At 27.0% G+C, this 14,732-nt stretch carries 17 protein-coding genes; 14 read left to right on the top strand and 3 right to left on the bottom strand.

Annotation, left to right across the window (positions count from 1 at the left end):
• Window positions 1-5: 5 nt before the first annotated feature.
• The 3 genes from LW893_RS04150 to pip all read right to left on the bottom strand — a co-directional run bounded on the left by LW893_RS04150 (window position 6) and on the right by pip (window position 1,615).
• Window positions 6-281, bottom strand: a complete 276-nt coding sequence (locus LW893_RS04150) for a hypothetical protein (protein WP_233055963.1) — start codon at window positions 279-281, stop codon at window positions 6-8.
• A gap of 79 nt (window positions 282-360) precedes the next feature.
• On the bottom strand, window positions 361-648 hold the full coding sequence (locus tag LW893_RS04155; protein WP_233055964.1) for a hypothetical protein: 288 nt from the start codon (window positions 646-648) through the stop codon (window positions 361-363).
• 25 nt (window positions 649-673) lie between these two features.
• The gene (gene pip / locus LW893_RS04160; protein WP_233055965.1) at window positions 674-1,615 is read right to left on the bottom strand and encodes a prolyl aminopeptidase; all 942 of its coding nucleotides are present in this window, start codon (window positions 1,613-1,615) and stop codon (window positions 674-676) included.
• Window positions 1,616-1,728: 113 nt separating this feature from the next.
• Here pip and LW893_RS04165 point away from each other — a divergent pair, with 113 nt between their 5' ends.
• The 14 genes from LW893_RS04165 to LW893_RS04230 all read left to right on the top strand — a co-directional run bounded on the left by LW893_RS04165 (window position 1,729) and on the right by LW893_RS04230 (window position 14,731).
• Window positions 1,729-1,968 carry a SemiSWEET transporter gene (locus tag LW893_RS04165; RefSeq protein WP_233055966.1) on the top strand — a complete coding sequence of 80 codons (240 nt, stop codon included), beginning with the start codon at window positions 1,729-1,731 and terminating at the stop codon, window positions 1,966-1,968.
• A gap of 71 nt (window positions 1,969-2,039) precedes the next feature.
• Window positions 2,040-2,927, top strand: coding sequence for a fructose bisphosphate aldolase (locus LW893_RS04170; protein ID WP_233055967.1), 888 nt, complete (start codon window positions 2,040-2,042; stop codon window positions 2,925-2,927).
• A 145-nt stretch (window positions 2,928-3,072) separates the two neighbouring features.
• The gene (locus tag LW893_RS04175; RefSeq protein ID WP_233055968.1) at window positions 3,073-3,396 is read left to right on the top strand and encodes a PadR family transcriptional regulator; all 324 of its coding nucleotides are present in this window, start codon (window positions 3,073-3,075) and stop codon (window positions 3,394-3,396) included.
• Window positions 3,389-3,940, top strand: coding sequence for a DUF2812 domain-containing protein (locus tag LW893_RS04180; RefSeq protein WP_233055969.1), 552 nt, complete (start codon window positions 3,389-3,391; stop codon window positions 3,938-3,940). The genes LW893_RS04175 and LW893_RS04180 overlap by 8 nt, the downstream gene beginning before the upstream one ends.
• Before the next feature lie 501 nt (window positions 3,941-4,441).
• Entirely contained in the window at window positions 4,442-4,768 is a 327-nt protein-coding gene (locus tag LW893_RS04185; protein WP_233055970.1) for a MazG nucleotide pyrophosphohydrolase domain-containing protein, read from the top strand.
• 27 nt (window positions 4,769-4,795) lie between these two features.
• On the top strand, window positions 4,796-5,683 hold the full coding sequence (locus LW893_RS04190; RefSeq protein ID WP_233055971.1) for an exonuclease domain-containing protein: 888 nt from the start codon (window positions 4,796-4,798) through the stop codon (window positions 5,681-5,683).
• 266 nt (window positions 5,684-5,949) lie between these two features.
• Window positions 5,950-6,486, top strand: a complete 537-nt coding sequence (locus LW893_RS04195; protein ID WP_233055972.1) for a hypothetical protein — start codon at window positions 5,950-5,952, stop codon at window positions 6,484-6,486.
• Window positions 6,487-6,649: 163 nt separating this feature from the next.
• Entirely contained in the window at window positions 6,650-7,399 is a 750-nt protein-coding gene (locus LW893_RS04200; protein WP_233055973.1) for an ATP-binding protein, read from the top strand.
• Window positions 7,400-7,451: 52 nt separating this feature from the next.
• Window positions 7,452-8,168 carry a hypothetical protein gene (locus tag LW893_RS04205; protein ID WP_233055974.1) on the top strand — a complete coding sequence of 239 codons (717 nt, stop codon included), beginning with the start codon at window positions 7,452-7,454 and terminating at the stop codon, window positions 8,166-8,168.
• A gap of 44 nt (window positions 8,169-8,212) precedes the next feature.
• The gene (locus LW893_RS04210; protein ID WP_233055975.1) at window positions 8,213-8,782 is read left to right on the top strand and encodes a hypothetical protein; all 570 of its coding nucleotides are present in this window, start codon (window positions 8,213-8,215) and stop codon (window positions 8,780-8,782) included.
• Window positions 8,783-8,914: 132 nt separating this feature from the next.
• Window positions 8,915-9,118, top strand: coding sequence for a hypothetical protein (locus LW893_RS04215; protein ID WP_233055976.1), 204 nt, complete (start codon window positions 8,915-8,917; stop codon window positions 9,116-9,118).
• A 494-nt stretch (window positions 9,119-9,612) separates the two neighbouring features.
• Window positions 9,613-10,389 (top strand): leucine-rich repeat domain-containing protein, encoded by a 777-nt coding sequence (locus LW893_RS04220; RefSeq protein ID WP_233055977.1) that lies wholly within the window; start codon window positions 9,613-9,615, stop codon window positions 10,387-10,389.
• An 84-nt stretch (window positions 10,390-10,473) separates the two neighbouring features.
• Window positions 10,474-10,731 carry an SWEET family sugar transporter gene (locus LW893_RS04225; protein ID WP_233055978.1) on the top strand — a complete coding sequence of 86 codons (258 nt, stop codon included), beginning with the start codon at window positions 10,474-10,476 and terminating at the stop codon, window positions 10,729-10,731.
• Between the two features lie 247 nt (window positions 10,732-10,978).
• Window positions 10,979-14,731 carry a collagen-like triple helix repeat-containing protein gene (locus LW893_RS04230; protein WP_233055979.1) on the top strand — a complete coding sequence of 1,251 codons (3,753 nt, stop codon included), beginning with the start codon at window positions 10,979-10,981 and terminating at the stop codon, window positions 14,729-14,731.
• Window position 14,732 lies beyond the last annotated feature (1 nt).

The following is a 14,732-nucleotide window of genomic DNA, read 5'->3' on the forward strand; positions in this document are numbered from 1 at the left end:
TTCTCCTAGTCAACTACTTCAAGAAATGCTTTAAAAAAGTATAAAGTTGAAATGATTAAACCTAGATTTAAAAGTAACCACAATCCTACTTTTTTTGAATATCTTGAAAAGTAAGCACCTTCTGCTCCAACTATCTGTGGGAAAAAGAATCCTAAATACAAAATATAATCTGGCAGATGAATTCCTTGTCCTGTTTCAAAGGATTTTACATATAGGAGTAAAACTGATTCCACTATAGCACCAATTAAAAATAGTATTATTGATAAATTTTCTTTTTTCATATTAAACCTCCAGAAACCAATATAAAATACATTATAAAATATAACTCTGTTATTGTGATAATATTTTTACTAAATTATTTTAATTTAAATTTAATAAAATCAATATGAAAATCATAATACTTTTAATATTAAATGTAATTAAGAAAAGAATTACACTTATTATAGAATAAATTTTACTTAAATTTCTTGTAAAATACATTGAGAGCCCAAGCAAAATAAAAGTTGTTATATATAATATATAAAAATATATCGAACTCAAATTATCTACCCAATTTGTAAAATTAATTACAATAAATGATAATACTATGATACAAAATGAAATCAAAGATAGAGTAAAAACTATTTTTGGTAATTTTTTTGTTTCCATAGTAACCTCCTTTATTTAGAAGAATCTAAAAAAGTTTCTTAAATTCCTCTTGTGCTAAAATAAGCTCGTGAGTCATTGCAGGATCGAAAGAAGTGTGACCTGAAATAGGGAAAATCAATTTTGAATTATTTAGTTTTTCGTGTAATAAATAAGCTCCAACAGGTCTGCAATCTACATCATATCTGCCATGAACAATTATTGTAGGAATATCCTTAATCTTATCAACATTATTTAAAATGTAATTTTCTTCAAAGAAACAATTATTTACAAAGTAATGGCATTCCATAATCGCCATTGAAATATCTTCATCAGTGATTTCTTCTGAAATAACTCTTGGTTCAAGAGCAACAACTGAATTTTCAAATGCACTAAAAGATTTTCCGTATTTTTTCTTTGTTTCGTAATTGTCTGAAGTTAAGTATTTATAGTAACTTTTAATATAATCTTTTCTTTCTTCTTCGTTAAAAGGAGATTTAAAGATTTCAAAAGCTTCAGGGAAGAACATTCCTGCTCCACCTTGATATAACCACTTAACATCTTCATCTCTTCCTAAGAAAATTCCTCTTAAAATTAAACCTACAACGCTTTGTGGATAGTTTTCTGCATAGTATAAGGAAAGTGTAGTTCCCCAAGAACCACCATAAACTAACCATTTATCAATCTTTAAATGTTCTCTTATCTTTTCCATATCCTTTGCAAGATTTTGTGTATTATTATCTTTTAATTCCAAAAATGGTTTACTTTTACCACAACCTCTTTGGTCAATTGTTATAATTCTATAAAAAGATGGATCTAAAAATCTTTTAGATTTGTCGCCACATCCACATCCAGGTCCGCCGTGAACAAATACAACAGGTGCTCCGTTAGGATTTCCGGATTGTTCATAATAAACTTCGTGAATATCATCAACCTTTAAATGTCCTTTATCGAATGATTCAAATTCAGGAAAAAGTGTCTTAAATTCCATATTTACCTCCTAATTAGCTATTTAGTCTATACTATAATAAATAAAATCTTTTGTCAAGTTGTATTTTATGGTCAAATTGTGATAAAATCATTAAATGAAGATTAGGAGGATATATGATAGGAATAATTGCAGCTTGCCTAACAACTTTTGCGTTAGCACCGCAAGTAATAAAGATAATAAAAGATAAAAATACACAATCTCTTTCTTTGATAATGTGTATTATGCAAACAACAGGAATTTTTCTTTGGTTAGTTCATGGATTAATGATAAAAGATTTTCCACTGATTTTTGCAAACAGCATTTCATTTGTTTTAGTTTTAATTATACTTATTCATAAAATCAAATATAAATAGATTTATAACTAAAAATATGTTAAAATATACTTAGAGTAAAATTTACTTAATAATTTTTAAGGAGCGAAAATATGGATTTACAAAAATTTAACAGAATCAAAAACGATGAAGGTTTTATAGCAGCTTTAGATCAAAGTGGTGGAAGTACACCAAAAGCGCTTAGATTATATGGTATAAACGAAGATGCTTATTCAAATGAAGCTGAAATGTTCGATTTAATTCACGAAATGCGTTCAAGAATTGTTACTTCAAAGGCGTTTAATAAAGAACGTATATTAGGAGCAATTCTTTTTGAAATGACAATGGAAAGAAAAGTTAACGGTAAATTCACTCCGGACTATTTATGGAATGAAAAAGGAATAGTTTCATTTTTAAAAGTTGACAAAGGCTTAGCAGAAGAAAAAGATGGTGTTCAACTTATGAAAGAAATTCCAAATTTAGCTGAAATAGTAAAAAAAGGCGTTGAATATGGAGTTTTTGGAACAAAAATGCGTTCAGTAATTAAAAAAGCAAATGAAGAAGCTATCAAAGAAGTTGTAGCTCAACAATTTGACTTTGCAAAACAAATTATCGCAGGTGGACTTGTTCCAATAGTTGAACCTGAAGTTGATATAAATTCAGATGAAAAAGAAAAATGCGAAGAAATTTTAAAAAGAGAAATTTTAAAAGAACTTGATAAATTAGAAGAAGGACAAGAAGTGATGTTAAAACTTACATTACCAACTGTTCCTAATTTCTACAAAGAATTAGTTGACCATAAGAGAGTTATTAGAGTTGTTGCTCTTTCAGGTGGATATTCAAGAGAAGAATCAAATGAACTTCTTGCTAAAAACCATGGAGTTATCGCAAGTTTCTCAAGAGCTTTATCAGAAGGACTTAATGTAAATCAAACTCAGGAAGAATTTGACAAAATGTTAGACAGCTCAATTCAAAGTATATTTGAAGCATCAATAAAATAGTTTATAATACAGCCGAGAAATCGGCTGTTTTTTTGTGGGATAATTTAAGAAAAAATTAAAAAAATGTTGACAGATATATCGAGGTGTGATATATTATAGATACATCGAGATACGATACATAATAATTTGATATAAGGAGTCAAATATGGATTTAAAATTAAAGAAAATATATGCGCCTATGTCAGAAACTGCCTTTTATATTCTGTTTAGTTTACAAGTTCCTAATCATGGATATGGTATAGGGCAGGAAGTCAAAAAAATGACTCAAAATGAAATAAATATAAGTCCGGGAACAATGTATGGAACTTTGTCAAAAATGGAAAAAGACGGACTGATCACTTTCGTTAGAGAAGAAGATAAAAGAAAAATTTATTTAATAACTGAAATAGGTAGAGACATATTAAATTTAGAATTAGATAGAATAAAAAGATTGTATAAAAATAGCATTGGAGATGAATATTATGGCTAGAAGAAAAACTAAAATAAGATTTTTTACAATTGGCGATTATGTTGAAATAGAAAAATGGCTAGAGGAAAATCATAGAAATGGCTGGAAGTTAGTTAAGTCTAGATTTCCTTGTTTCTTCATTTTTGAAGAATGTAAGAAAGAAGACTCAAATTATAGATTAGATTTTAAAAATGAAAAAGTAACAGAAGATTATGTACAAATGTATAAGGACTATGGTTGGGAATATATAGGTTCCTGTTTTGGTTGGAATTACTTTAGAAAAATAAATATTAATGATGATTCAGAAGCTGAAAAAGAGATTTTTTCTGATTCTGAATCTAAACTAAATATGATTAATCATATTTTTAAAACTAGAATGTTTCCTTCATTAACTTTTTTCTTTATCGCTATAGGTGTAAATGGTTTAAGACTTACTAATGATACTCATAGAACTGTAGATATATATTCTGGAGTATTTTTGCTAATTTTATTTTTGATATACTTATTTGCTTTTGTTCATTGTTTAATTAAACTAAAAAGGTTGAAAAAAGAATTAGAAAGATAAAATTTTTTAAAAATTCTGAAATTGAATTTAATAAGAATATAATTAAATAGTTTATAATACAGCCGAGAAATCGGCTGTTTTTTTATGTAAAAATTTATGTTGAAATAAAAGTATATATAATGTAAAATATATAGGAAATAAAATGCTAAAAAGTTATTGATTTAAAAAGTTTAAATAATATATTTTATAGGAGGCTTTATGTTATTAATAATAGCAATTGGAGGAGTCATTTTCACGATAATTGGTCGTATTATGGAAATTCAAAATAGGAGTTTCATATTTTATAAACTTATAAGTTATTTAATAGCGATATTATGCTTAACTAAATTTATTTACGATGTTATAAAATATGATAGTTACTTTACTAATACTAGTTGGGAAGCTTTTTTTGAAGTAGCATCAACGGATTATAGAAGAATATTGATTTATGTTCTTATAATATTTATTTTTAATCTTATTCCTAGTTCGTTTTTTAAAAAATAATTAGAAAGTTGGTGTAGAATGAGTGATTTTAATATAAATGAAATGCTTGAAATGCAAAGAATATTACAAGATAAGTATAAGGATAAATGGGAAAAAATCTGTCCAGAAGTTGGCAAGAATAAACTACTATGGATGATTGGTGAAATTGGAGAAGTTATAGATATAATAAAAAAGAATGGAGATGAAAAATCTCTTAAAGACAAAGAACTTCGTAAACATTTAGTAGAAGAAATGGCAGATGTTCTTATGTATTACAATGATGTTCTTCTTTGCTATGGAATAGATGCTGACGAACTAAAAGAAGCATATACGACAAAATTTGAAAAAAATATGAAACGTTGGTAGATAGTATAAGTTAAAATGAGGGATATTATGGGCTTAAATGAAAACTATACAAAAGAAATTATAGATAATTATTGTGTTTTAGACGTAGAAACTACTGGAAAATCATCATATTTTGATGAAATTATAGAAATTGGAATATTAAAAGTTAGAGACAATAAAATTGTTGAGAAATATAATCAATTGATAAAACCAACATTTAGAATTAATTCGTTTATTACAGAATTAACAGGAATTAGTAATGAAATGGTTAAAGATATGCCTTCAATAAATGAGGTAAAAGACAGTGTTTTAGAGTTCATAGGAAATGATATTCTTATTGGACATAATACCTCTTTTGATATTAGATTTATAAATAATAGTTTTAATATTGCTATTAATAATAAATATATGGATACTTTACAATTTGCTAGAAAGCTTTATCCAGAATTGTCTCATCACAGATTATCAGACTTAAATAAATATTTAAATTTTAATATCGAAGAACATAGAGCTTTATCTGATTGTTTATCAACAAAAAATCTTTATGATAATATAAAAAAAGTTATGAAAGTCAAGAATCTTGAAATTAAAGATTTATGGATGGGTAAAAATGGAATAAATATAGCATCTATTATTCCTGATGATAATCAAATAGATGAAGATAATTTTTTCTTTAATAGACATGTTGTATTTACTGGTAAACTTCAAAAAATGGATAGGAAAGACGCTATGAAAATAGTTGTTAATTTAGGTGGAATTTTAGATAATAATGTTACTAAAAGTACAAATTATTTAATTTTAGGAAACAATGATTATAATGCAATACTTAAAGGAGAAAAATCTTCAAAGCACAAAAAGGCAGAAAAATTAAAGCTAGAGGGACAAGATATAGATGTTTTAGATGAACAAACTTTCTATGATTTAATATGTATTTAAAAAGTTTTTGTAAGACGATATGAATATCGTCTTTTTGCTTGTAATAAAAGATGAGAATTTTAGTTTTCGTTGCACTTCATCAAAGATTGTATATTAGTAATATTGTTTTACTAGTTTAAGCGAATTTATTGAAGATTAATTAAACATATTAACTTTTTACAGTATAAATTTATGAACTTAAATATATAATTATGGAAAAAATAATAATATTTAATTAAAATATGTTATAATATAGCTATAAATGATTGTATAGGGAGGTATTTATAATGAAAAAAAGAAAAGATATGATTTTTGAAAGTTTGGATGCTTTAAAACCTGTTATCAATGTCATTAATGAAGCGGCAGAGGCATTAGAAGATAAAACTCGTATAATTAGTAAAAGTCCTATTAGTGATGTGTTATTTGGGGCGTTGGGTGCTGGAGTTGGAGCAACGGGTTCTTTTGCTGCTCTATATACATTAGGAACTGTAGGTTTATCTGCAGCAGGAATTACATCGGGATTGGCTGTAGCTGGAGGAATTATTGGTGGCGGAATGGTTGCAGGAGTATTTGTATTAGCTGCACCTATGGTTATAATGTCAGGTATCGGAATTAGTATAGCAAATAAAAATAAGTATAAAAAATTAAAGCAAGAGAAAGAAGAAGTTTATAAAAACGCTTTAAAAAAACATGAAGGAATTTTAAACGCTTTAAAAGATGAACATGATTCAAATAAAGAAAGATTAGATTACCTTAAAAGTATTGATATTTTACTTACTAAAGCAATTAAGGATTTAAAAAAAGATTTGGAAGATAATGAATAAGAAAATTTTAATGTTTTAAATAAGAATATAATAGTGATTTATATTTTTAATTATGAAGATATAAAAGTTGAAAATGTAAAAATTGATAATTGTATATAAAAAAGAAGAAGTAAAAAAGAAATTTTATTGTGAAAAGTTATATAATGGAGGAGTTTTTTTAAAAATGTCAAAAATAACGATAGATATTGAATATGTAAAAGATTGTTTGTCAAAAATAGGATATCAAATTTCTGATTGTATAGAAAAAGAAAATAATGGAAAATTTTGGCAAATTAAATTCCATAATAGCGGAGCTATTGTTAATATATACGATACAAATAATAAGAATAATACATGTGTTAATGGGAAATGTGAAGGTGAAGAAAATAAGGAGCTTAAAGAATTAGTCGATAATATTAAATGTAAAAGAATAGAAATTGATTCTATTAATTCTGAAATAGTTAATTTAATTAATAGTAAAAAAGAAGATGAAAATTATGATTTTAAAAGAGAATGGTATGATAGCGGTAAACAGGGTGATTTAATTCATGATATTTTGTGTTTATCTAATAACACAAGCGGAAAAGATTCTTATTTGATATTTGGAGTTTCAAATAACTTTGAAATCTGTGGTGTTAATAAACAAAAAAATAGTGAAGAAATTTATGATTTGCTCAAAAATATAAAGTTTGCGGGGGATCATACGCCAAAAGTTGAACTAAAACATATATATTATCAAAGTAAAAAAATAGATGTTCTTGTATGTAAAAAATCTAAATACATACCTATATATTTAACTGAAAAATACAGAGATGTTAACCCTTTTCATATATATACTAGAGTTGGCGACACTAATACACCAAAAGGAAAAAATGCAAGTTATGAGGATGTTGAAAAATTATGGGAAATGCATTTTAACATTTCAAAAGAATAAGTTAAAAGAAAAATTTTAATAAAGGAATATTTTTTGACTAGGATAAACAATTATGATTAAAAATAGAAATAATAAAATAATTTTTGAAAATAAAGATACTCTAAAGATTAACTTATCAAATTTGTATAAAGATTATAAGAATTTATCTTCTTTAACAAGTGTGTTAAAACGAGCTAAACAAAGTAATAATAATAAAAGTTGTAACCGTATTATCATTATACTTTTTGCTGATTTAATAATTTATATAATGGGATTAGTCTTTATATTGAATAACAAACCAAATATAACAATTATATTGTGGATAATTTTTATATTGTTAACTATATTAATAATAGTAAAAAATTTGAAAGGATTTAATGATTATACATATGATATAAATAAAATTAGAGATAATGAATTTTGTAGTATTTTGAATAAATATAATATTAATAGTAACAATATTGATTATGTGATAGACTATTTTAATTTAAAAATAGAACCTATAAGTAAATTATATAATGAATCTAATTCTATGAAACCAATTATTGATTTTTTTTCTAAAATTTTTTATTTAATTATTGGCGCGATTATTCCAAATGTAATATCAGAAAGTTTTAAAACTAATAAAGTACAAACATATACTATTTCTTTTGCATTAATAATTTTATTAGTAATTAGTATTGGGATATTTCATTTATATATGTATTTAGCTAATAGAAATAAATATGTAGAGATAACTCGTAAATTGATTATTGATTTAAAAGTATTAAAAATATTAAATAAAATATAATTTATCGTAAAAATATAATCTAATAAAAAGGAGAAAAGCCTAATATGGTTAAAAAATTGTCTATTGATAAAAGAAAAGAAAAAGCTACAGAAGAATTTAAAAAACCAATAGTTGATTTGAACAAAATTAAGAAAAAACTATCAGAATGCTTAAAAAATAAAAATATAGATGGAGATATAATAGAGTTTGATTTAAGTACTGAAAAGTGTGATTATAATAAAATAACTAAAGAAATAACTAAAAATTCAAAAATTAACGATGAAAAACATATTATATGGATTAAATTTTTAAAAAGCGGTCACATTGCTTTGGTAGGAGCTGGTATTGACATAGGATTTTCAACTAATAAAAACTATGGAACTTGGAGATTTTTAGACCACCTTAATAATGAATGGGATAAATCAAAAGTAATAGTTATTCCGGTAAGAGGATTAGACATTAAAAGTACTGGTTATAAGAATGTAAAAAATATATTAAAATGTCGAAATGGTGTAGAACATTGTATAGGTAAGTATTTGGTAGATGAAAATGTACCAATATTAAATTATTATCAACATAATAATTACTGTGATGAGTTTTGGGAAAAATGCGAAAAAAATAATTATAACCTATAGATGTGCATTTTGAGCATTATATATAACAAAATTGGCTAAATATAAAATCAAAATTTAATTGTCCTTTAGTCGTATATTAATAAATTAAATTTAATAATTTGGTAAAAAATTTTTAAAAATAAGGAGAATGTTATGGCAAAGTATAAAATTGTTTGGGAAACAGGAGAAGAAGAAGATGAAATTTTTGATTCAAGACAAGAAGCTAAAGAATATGCATATGAGCTTCAAAGTTATCAGAGAACTGGTGCGGAAATTCTAAATATGTCTAATCCAGGTGATTATGAATATGATGAAGATGATTTTGAACCAATGAGTTTTACAATTGAAAAACTTTAAATACTGATTAAGTAAAAAGAACTTTTTAGTCAAATGCGATTTATAAGGATAAAAAATTAAGGCGATAGAAATATCGTCTTTTTTTGTTGTGGAAATGAGATTGACGCGAAACTTTTCAATTAATAAAATATATAAATAAAATGACTTTATTTTTTAAAATAAATAAAAAATTTTTCTTATAATATTTTTTGTTTTTATATAAGTCCTTTACAGGACTTACTATTATTTGTAAACAAATAATAGTAGTGAGATCTCCAGAGCAATTGTATCTAACGATACAATTACCCCGTCAGACCTACTTTTGTTTACAAGTAAACAAAGTTAGGGCTAGATTCACTCCATTCGTTTCACTCATTTCGGTCGAGATGACGTGTTAGGGGCATTGTTTTACAAGTTGCTATAATTGAATGAAATATATTCTTATGATATAATCAGAATAAAGTATTTACAATGAAAATTTAGATATAATCTTCTTAAATAGAAAGGAGTAAAAAATGGTTTTAAATGAAAAACAATTAATATACGGTTATGATTATTACTTCAGAAATGAAAATAGACCTAGAAGTATTGTTGAAGTTTCTGAATATAATGGAGAAAGTGCAATTATAATAAATTGTACTCAGTTAGATGATAGTTCTAATTCAAAGTACAAAACTGCAAAGGCAAGAAAAAATGTTGTAAATGAATGGTGTGATTTTTTAATTAAAAATCCGAATGCTTTTACAGAACTTACATTTTGTACAAGAATGCCACAAGAACTTTTTGATGCGGTATGCTCTCAAAAAAATCTTAAAAAATTATATATTAAATGGGGAGTTTATCCAGATATATCAAAGATTTCAAATCTTGTTAATCTTGAATTTCTTCATTTAGGTTCAGGTTCAAGTGTTGGAAGTATTGAACCAATTTCGAAGTTAGAAAATTTAGTAGCTTTAACTGTTGAAAATTTTCAAAAAATTCTTGACTATACTCCACTTACAAATCTTAAAAAATTGGAAAGTCTTACTATTGAGGGAGATAGCTTTGCTCCGAAAAACATTCATATAGATTCTATTGATTTTTTGAAAGATATGAAGCAATTAAGATTTTTTAGATTTTTTACAAGTGTTGTAAAAAGTAAAGATTATACTCCACTTTTGAGTCTTGAAAATATAGAGCATTTATCTATAAAGCCGTCTAAAGAGGTTAATGAATTATATGATGAGATAATTAAACTTCCAAAATTAAAATATGGAACAATTGTATTTAATCCTGAATTTTATAAAAAATAAAATAAATTTATTATGCAGTATCTTATAAATTAAAAAAATATGGTATAATATATTCTATATTTTAAAAAGAAAGAAGGAAAAGTAATGAGTCAAAAAACCCTTAAAATTTTGGGATGGATAGCAACAGGTACTGCAATGCTTATGTACATTTCTTATTTTCCACAAATTATTAACAATTTAAATGGTAATAAGAGTGGATTTTTACAACCTATGGTTGCTGCAATCAACTGTATTTTATGGTGCAGTTATGGATTTTTTCAAAAGAAAAAAGATTGGCCAATTATTGTTGCCAATGTACCAGGAGTTATTTTTGGAACAATAGCTGCAATTACAGCTTTATAAGAGGGTAAAATGTCGATATATATTAGAAAATATCGACATTTTTAATTTTAAAAAATAATCTATTTTTAGTTTTTAATGTAAAAAAATCTATTAATAAAAATTTTTATGACTAAAAGCTATAAAAATGTTTGACTTTTACAATACAAAATGATACAATTTAAAGTGATTATTTAGAGAAATTTTTTAATTTTGAATAATAATTTAGTAAATTTAAGGAAAATTTTTATATTAAAAAAGGAGGAATTTAATGAACAAGAATTTAAAAAAGATCGTTCTTTGTATGGCTTTATCTACAAGTGTTCTAGTTTCTGGAAACACCGTTAAATATTTTAACGTGATAGATACAGTTAAAGCTGACGAGAACGTAACAACAACACCTGTAATTACAGATCCAAATAATGCGTCAATTGCAGATGCTCCGTTCAATAAAGCGGGTTATGCTTTAGATCCAAATACTAGTCGTTACACATTTGGAGTTTGGCAGTTCCTTAGAACAGATCCAAACACAAAAACAAAAACAAATTTTGATTACTATGCAACACTTTCTGTAGATAGAGATGCTATCACAGGTAATCCTGGATCAAATCCAAAAGTATACTTACGTATAGTTAAAAAATCAACAGGTGCTGAAGTTTATACTAGAGAACTTAATGCGGGAGATAGCGATATTCAATTACCAAGCTACATTACAAATAATGCTGCAGGGGTTACAAACACATTGACTTATGTACCTGCAAATGGACCAACTCCTGGTACTTTAACATTCTCATTAGTACATGCAAATCTTGAGTATGAAACACTTCAAGTTCGTGATACTGAACTTCCAGGAAACGAAAATGAAGACAAACCAAATGTTCAAACTACAGTACCATTTAAAAAACCTGAACAAATAACTTACTACAGAGAAATTGATGAGTCAAAATACACTGAAGGACAACCTTATAAACCAACAGGTGATGAAGAAGTTATTACAAAATACGTTCAAAATGGTATTTCTGGTCAACAATATGTAGCATCAGATAACAGAGATATTGAAAAATATGAAAGAATAGAAGCTACAACTGATAACAATCAACCAAAAACAGGTCTTGTTAAACATGTTGCAGGTCAAAAATTAGTTGAACTTAAAGGTGGAGCTAACCATTACTATGTTAAACGTATTTCTGAAGTTGTAGATTCAAAGGGTTCAACAGTAACTAGACTTTATGCTCTTGATCCATCAGAAGTTGATAATTTCAATGGAGATGATGTTGGATCAACAGATGTTTCAAAATACACTTTATTATATACAACTAAAGTAAACGCTCCGGGAGAAATATGGACAGCTCCGGAAAGTAAAGTTACTAAAGTAAATAGTAAAAATGGAGACTACTATATCGAAGTTACTGAAACAGCAGGTAGCAGATCTCTTGTTGTAACTGGTTGGTTTTCAAAGACTGAAAAAGTTACTTATATAGCTGATGAAGATAAGCAACCAAGACAATATGACAAGCCATTTACAAAGGGTCCAGATGTTGCACTTACAGCAGCTGGTAAAGGTAATAATGCAGAGAATGTAATTGCTGGAAAGACTACTGCTATTGTAGCAAAAACTAAAGTAACTCAACCAGATGGAAGTTTTACTTATATAGGATTGGAAGGATTTACTTCATTCTCAAACAACTACTCAATTCCAACTCCACCAAATGGGTCTACTGATGTAAACTATTATTTCCGTAAACTAAAAGGTGAAGTTGAAATCACATATGTTGATGATAAGGGTAATAAGATCAAAGATCCTAAAAAAGACACACCAAAATCACCATATGATACACCATATAATGCAGATGAACCAGGCGAAAGACCTGACACTATTGAAAAAGATGGTAAGACATATAAGAGAGTACCAAAGGGAGATTATCCAGTAGGTAAAGTTGATGAAAATGGACGTCTTGAAAAATCTGATCCAATTAAAGGTAAAGTTGAAAAACCAAAATCAACAATAACTTATGTATACAAACAAGTTGGTAATGTATATGTTCATTACAAAGATACAGAAGGAAATGTACTAAAAGCTTCTGTAACTGATATGGATAAAGAAATAATAGATTCAGATTATGATACAGTAGTAGATAATAGACCAGCTGAAATTGAAAAAGATGGTAAAACTTATGTATTAGTACCTGAAGCAGGAAGCTATACAGTAGGAGAAGTAGATGACCAAGGACATCTTAAGTCATCAGATCCTACAACAGGAAAAGTAGCTGAACAAGATAAGAATGTAACTTATATTTACAAACTTAAAGAAGATCCAAAAAAAGGCGAAGTTGTTATCACTTATGTAGATGAAAATGGTAATGAACTTAAAGATCCAAAACAAGATACACCAAAATCACCATATGATACACCATATGATACAACTGAAGAAGGTGAAAAACCAAATACTATCGAAAAAGATGGTAAGACATATAAACTTGTACCAAAGGGAGATTATCCAGTAGGTAAAGTTGATGAAAATGGACATCTTGTATCTTCTGACCCAATAACAGGAAAAGTTGATAAACCAAAATCAGTTATAACTTATGTTTATAAAGAAGTTAAAGAAGATCCAGTACAACCAAAAGGTAATGTATATGTTCATTATAAAGATACAGAAGGAAATGAATTAAAAACTTCTGTAAAAGATATGGATCAAGAACCAGTTGACTCTGATTATGATACAGTAGTAGATAATAGACCAAACGAAATTGAAAAAGATGGTAAAACTTATGTATTAGTACCAGCAGGAAACTATACAGTAGGAGAAGTAGATAACCAAGGACATCTTAAGTCATCAGATCCTACAACAGGAAAAGTAGCTGAACAAGATAAGAATGTAACTTATATTTACAAACTTAAAGAAGATCCAAAAAAAGGCGAAGTTGTTATCACTTATGTAGATGAAAATGGTAATGAACTTAAAGATCCAAAACAAGATACACCAAAATCACCATATGATACACCATATGATACAACTGAAGAAGGTGAAAAACCAAATACTATCGAAAAAGATGGTAAAACATATAAACTTGTACCAAAGGGAGATTATCCAGTAGGTAAAGTTGATGAAAATGGACATCTTGTATCTTCTGACCCAATAACAGGAAAAGTTGATAAACCAAAATCAGTTGTAACTTATGTTTATAAAGAAGTTAAAGAAGATCCAGCACAACCAAAAGGTAATGTATATGTTCATTACAAAGATACAGAAGGAAATGAATTAAAAACTTCTGTAAAAGATATGGATCAACAACCAGTTGACTCTGATTATGATACAGTAGTAGATAATAGACCAAACGAAATTGAAAAAGATGGAAAGACTTATGTATTAGTACCAGCAGGAAACTATACAGTAGGTCAAGTTGACAATGAAGGACATCTTGAATCATCAGATCCTACAACAGGAAAAGTAGCTGAACAAGATAAGAATGTAACTTATATTTACAAACTTAAAGAAGATCCAACTCCTCAACCACAACCAGATCCAGCACAACCAAAAGGTAATGTATATGTTTACTATAAAGATACTGAAGGTAATGTAATTAAATCTAGAGTAACTGATGAAGATGCTCAACCAGTAGATAAAGATTACGATACAGTAGTAGACAATAGACCACAAGAAATTGTAAAAGATGGTAAAACTTATGTTTTAGTACCAGCAGGAAATTATACAGTTGGTTCTGTAGATAGTGAAGGACATCTTGAATCTTCAGATTCTACAACTGGAAAGGTAGTTGAAGGAGATAAGCACGTAACTTATATCTATAAACTTAAAGAAGAACCAGTAGTTCCAGGAAAACCTGGAAAACCGGGAGAACCTGGAAAACCAGGAGAACCTGGAAAACCTGGAAAACCAGGAGATCCAGGAAAGGGTAATAGATTACCAAAAACTGGTGTTGCAAGCTCATCTGCATTACTAAGTTTAGTAACTGTTTTAACAGGAGCAATGGGTATTGTAATTAATTCTAAAAAAAGAAAATAAT

The sequence above is a fragment of the Parvimonas micra genome, from assembly GCF_021300775.1.
Taxonomy (GTDB): Bacteria; Bacillota; Clostridia; order Tissierellales; family Peptoniphilaceae; genus Parvimonas.

What these genes read in the sequence shown, in the direction of transcription:
- LW893_RS04185 (WP_233055970.1), top strand. Translation starts at nt 4,442, where the DNA reads ATGAGTGATTTTAATATAAATGAAATGCTTGAAATGCAAAGAATATTA.
- LW893_RS04150 (WP_233055963.1), bottom strand. Translation starts at nt 281, where the DNA reads ATGAAAAAAGAAAATTTATCAATAATACTATTTTTAATTGGTGCTATA.
- LW893_RS04220 (WP_233055977.1), top strand. Translation starts at nt 9,613, where the DNA reads ATGGTTTTAAATGAAAAACAATTAATATACGGTTATGATTATTACTTC.
- LW893_RS04210 (WP_233055975.1), top strand. Translation starts at nt 8,213, where the DNA reads ATGGTTAAAAAATTGTCTATTGATAAAAGAAAAGAAAAAGCTACAGAA.
- pip (WP_233055965.1), bottom strand. Translation starts at nt 1,615, where the DNA reads ATGGAATTTAAGACACTTTTTCCTGAATTTGAATCATTCGATAAAGGA.
- LW893_RS04205 (WP_233055974.1), top strand. Translation starts at nt 7,452, where the DNA reads ATGATTAAAAATAGAAATAATAAAATAATTTTTGAAAATAAAGATACT.
- LW893_RS04180 (WP_233055969.1), top strand. Translation starts at nt 3,389, where the DNA reads ATGGCTAGAAGAAAAACTAAAATAAGATTTTTTACAATTGGCGATTAT.
- LW893_RS04155 (WP_233055964.1), bottom strand. Translation starts at nt 648, where the DNA reads ATGGAAACAAAAAAATTACCAAAAATAGTTTTTACTCTATCTTTGATT.
- LW893_RS04200 (WP_233055973.1), top strand. Translation starts at nt 6,650, where the DNA reads ATGTCAAAAATAACGATAGATATTGAATATGTAAAAGATTGTTTGTCA.
- LW893_RS04170 (WP_233055967.1), top strand. Translation starts at nt 2,040, where the DNA reads ATGGATTTACAAAAATTTAACAGAATCAAAAACGATGAAGGTTTTATA.
- LW893_RS04225 (WP_233055978.1), top strand. Translation starts at nt 10,474, where the DNA reads ATGAGTCAAAAAACCCTTAAAATTTTGGGATGGATAGCAACAGGTACT.
- LW893_RS04215 (WP_233055976.1), top strand. Translation starts at nt 8,915, where the DNA reads ATGGCAAAGTATAAAATTGTTTGGGAAACAGGAGAAGAAGAAGATGAA.
- LW893_RS04230 (WP_233055979.1), top strand. Translation starts at nt 10,979, where the DNA reads ATGAACAAGAATTTAAAAAAGATCGTTCTTTGTATGGCTTTATCTACA.
- LW893_RS04195 (WP_233055972.1), top strand. Translation starts at nt 5,950, where the DNA reads ATGAAAAAAAGAAAAGATATGATTTTTGAAAGTTTGGATGCTTTAAAA.
- LW893_RS04165 (WP_233055966.1), top strand. Translation starts at nt 1,729, where the DNA reads ATGATAGGAATAATTGCAGCTTGCCTAACAACTTTTGCGTTAGCACCG.
- LW893_RS04190 (WP_233055971.1), top strand. Translation starts at nt 4,796, where the DNA reads ATGGGCTTAAATGAAAACTATACAAAAGAAATTATAGATAATTATTGT.
- LW893_RS04175 (WP_233055968.1), top strand. Translation starts at nt 3,073, where the DNA reads ATGGATTTAAAATTAAAGAAAATATATGCGCCTATGTCAGAAACTGCC.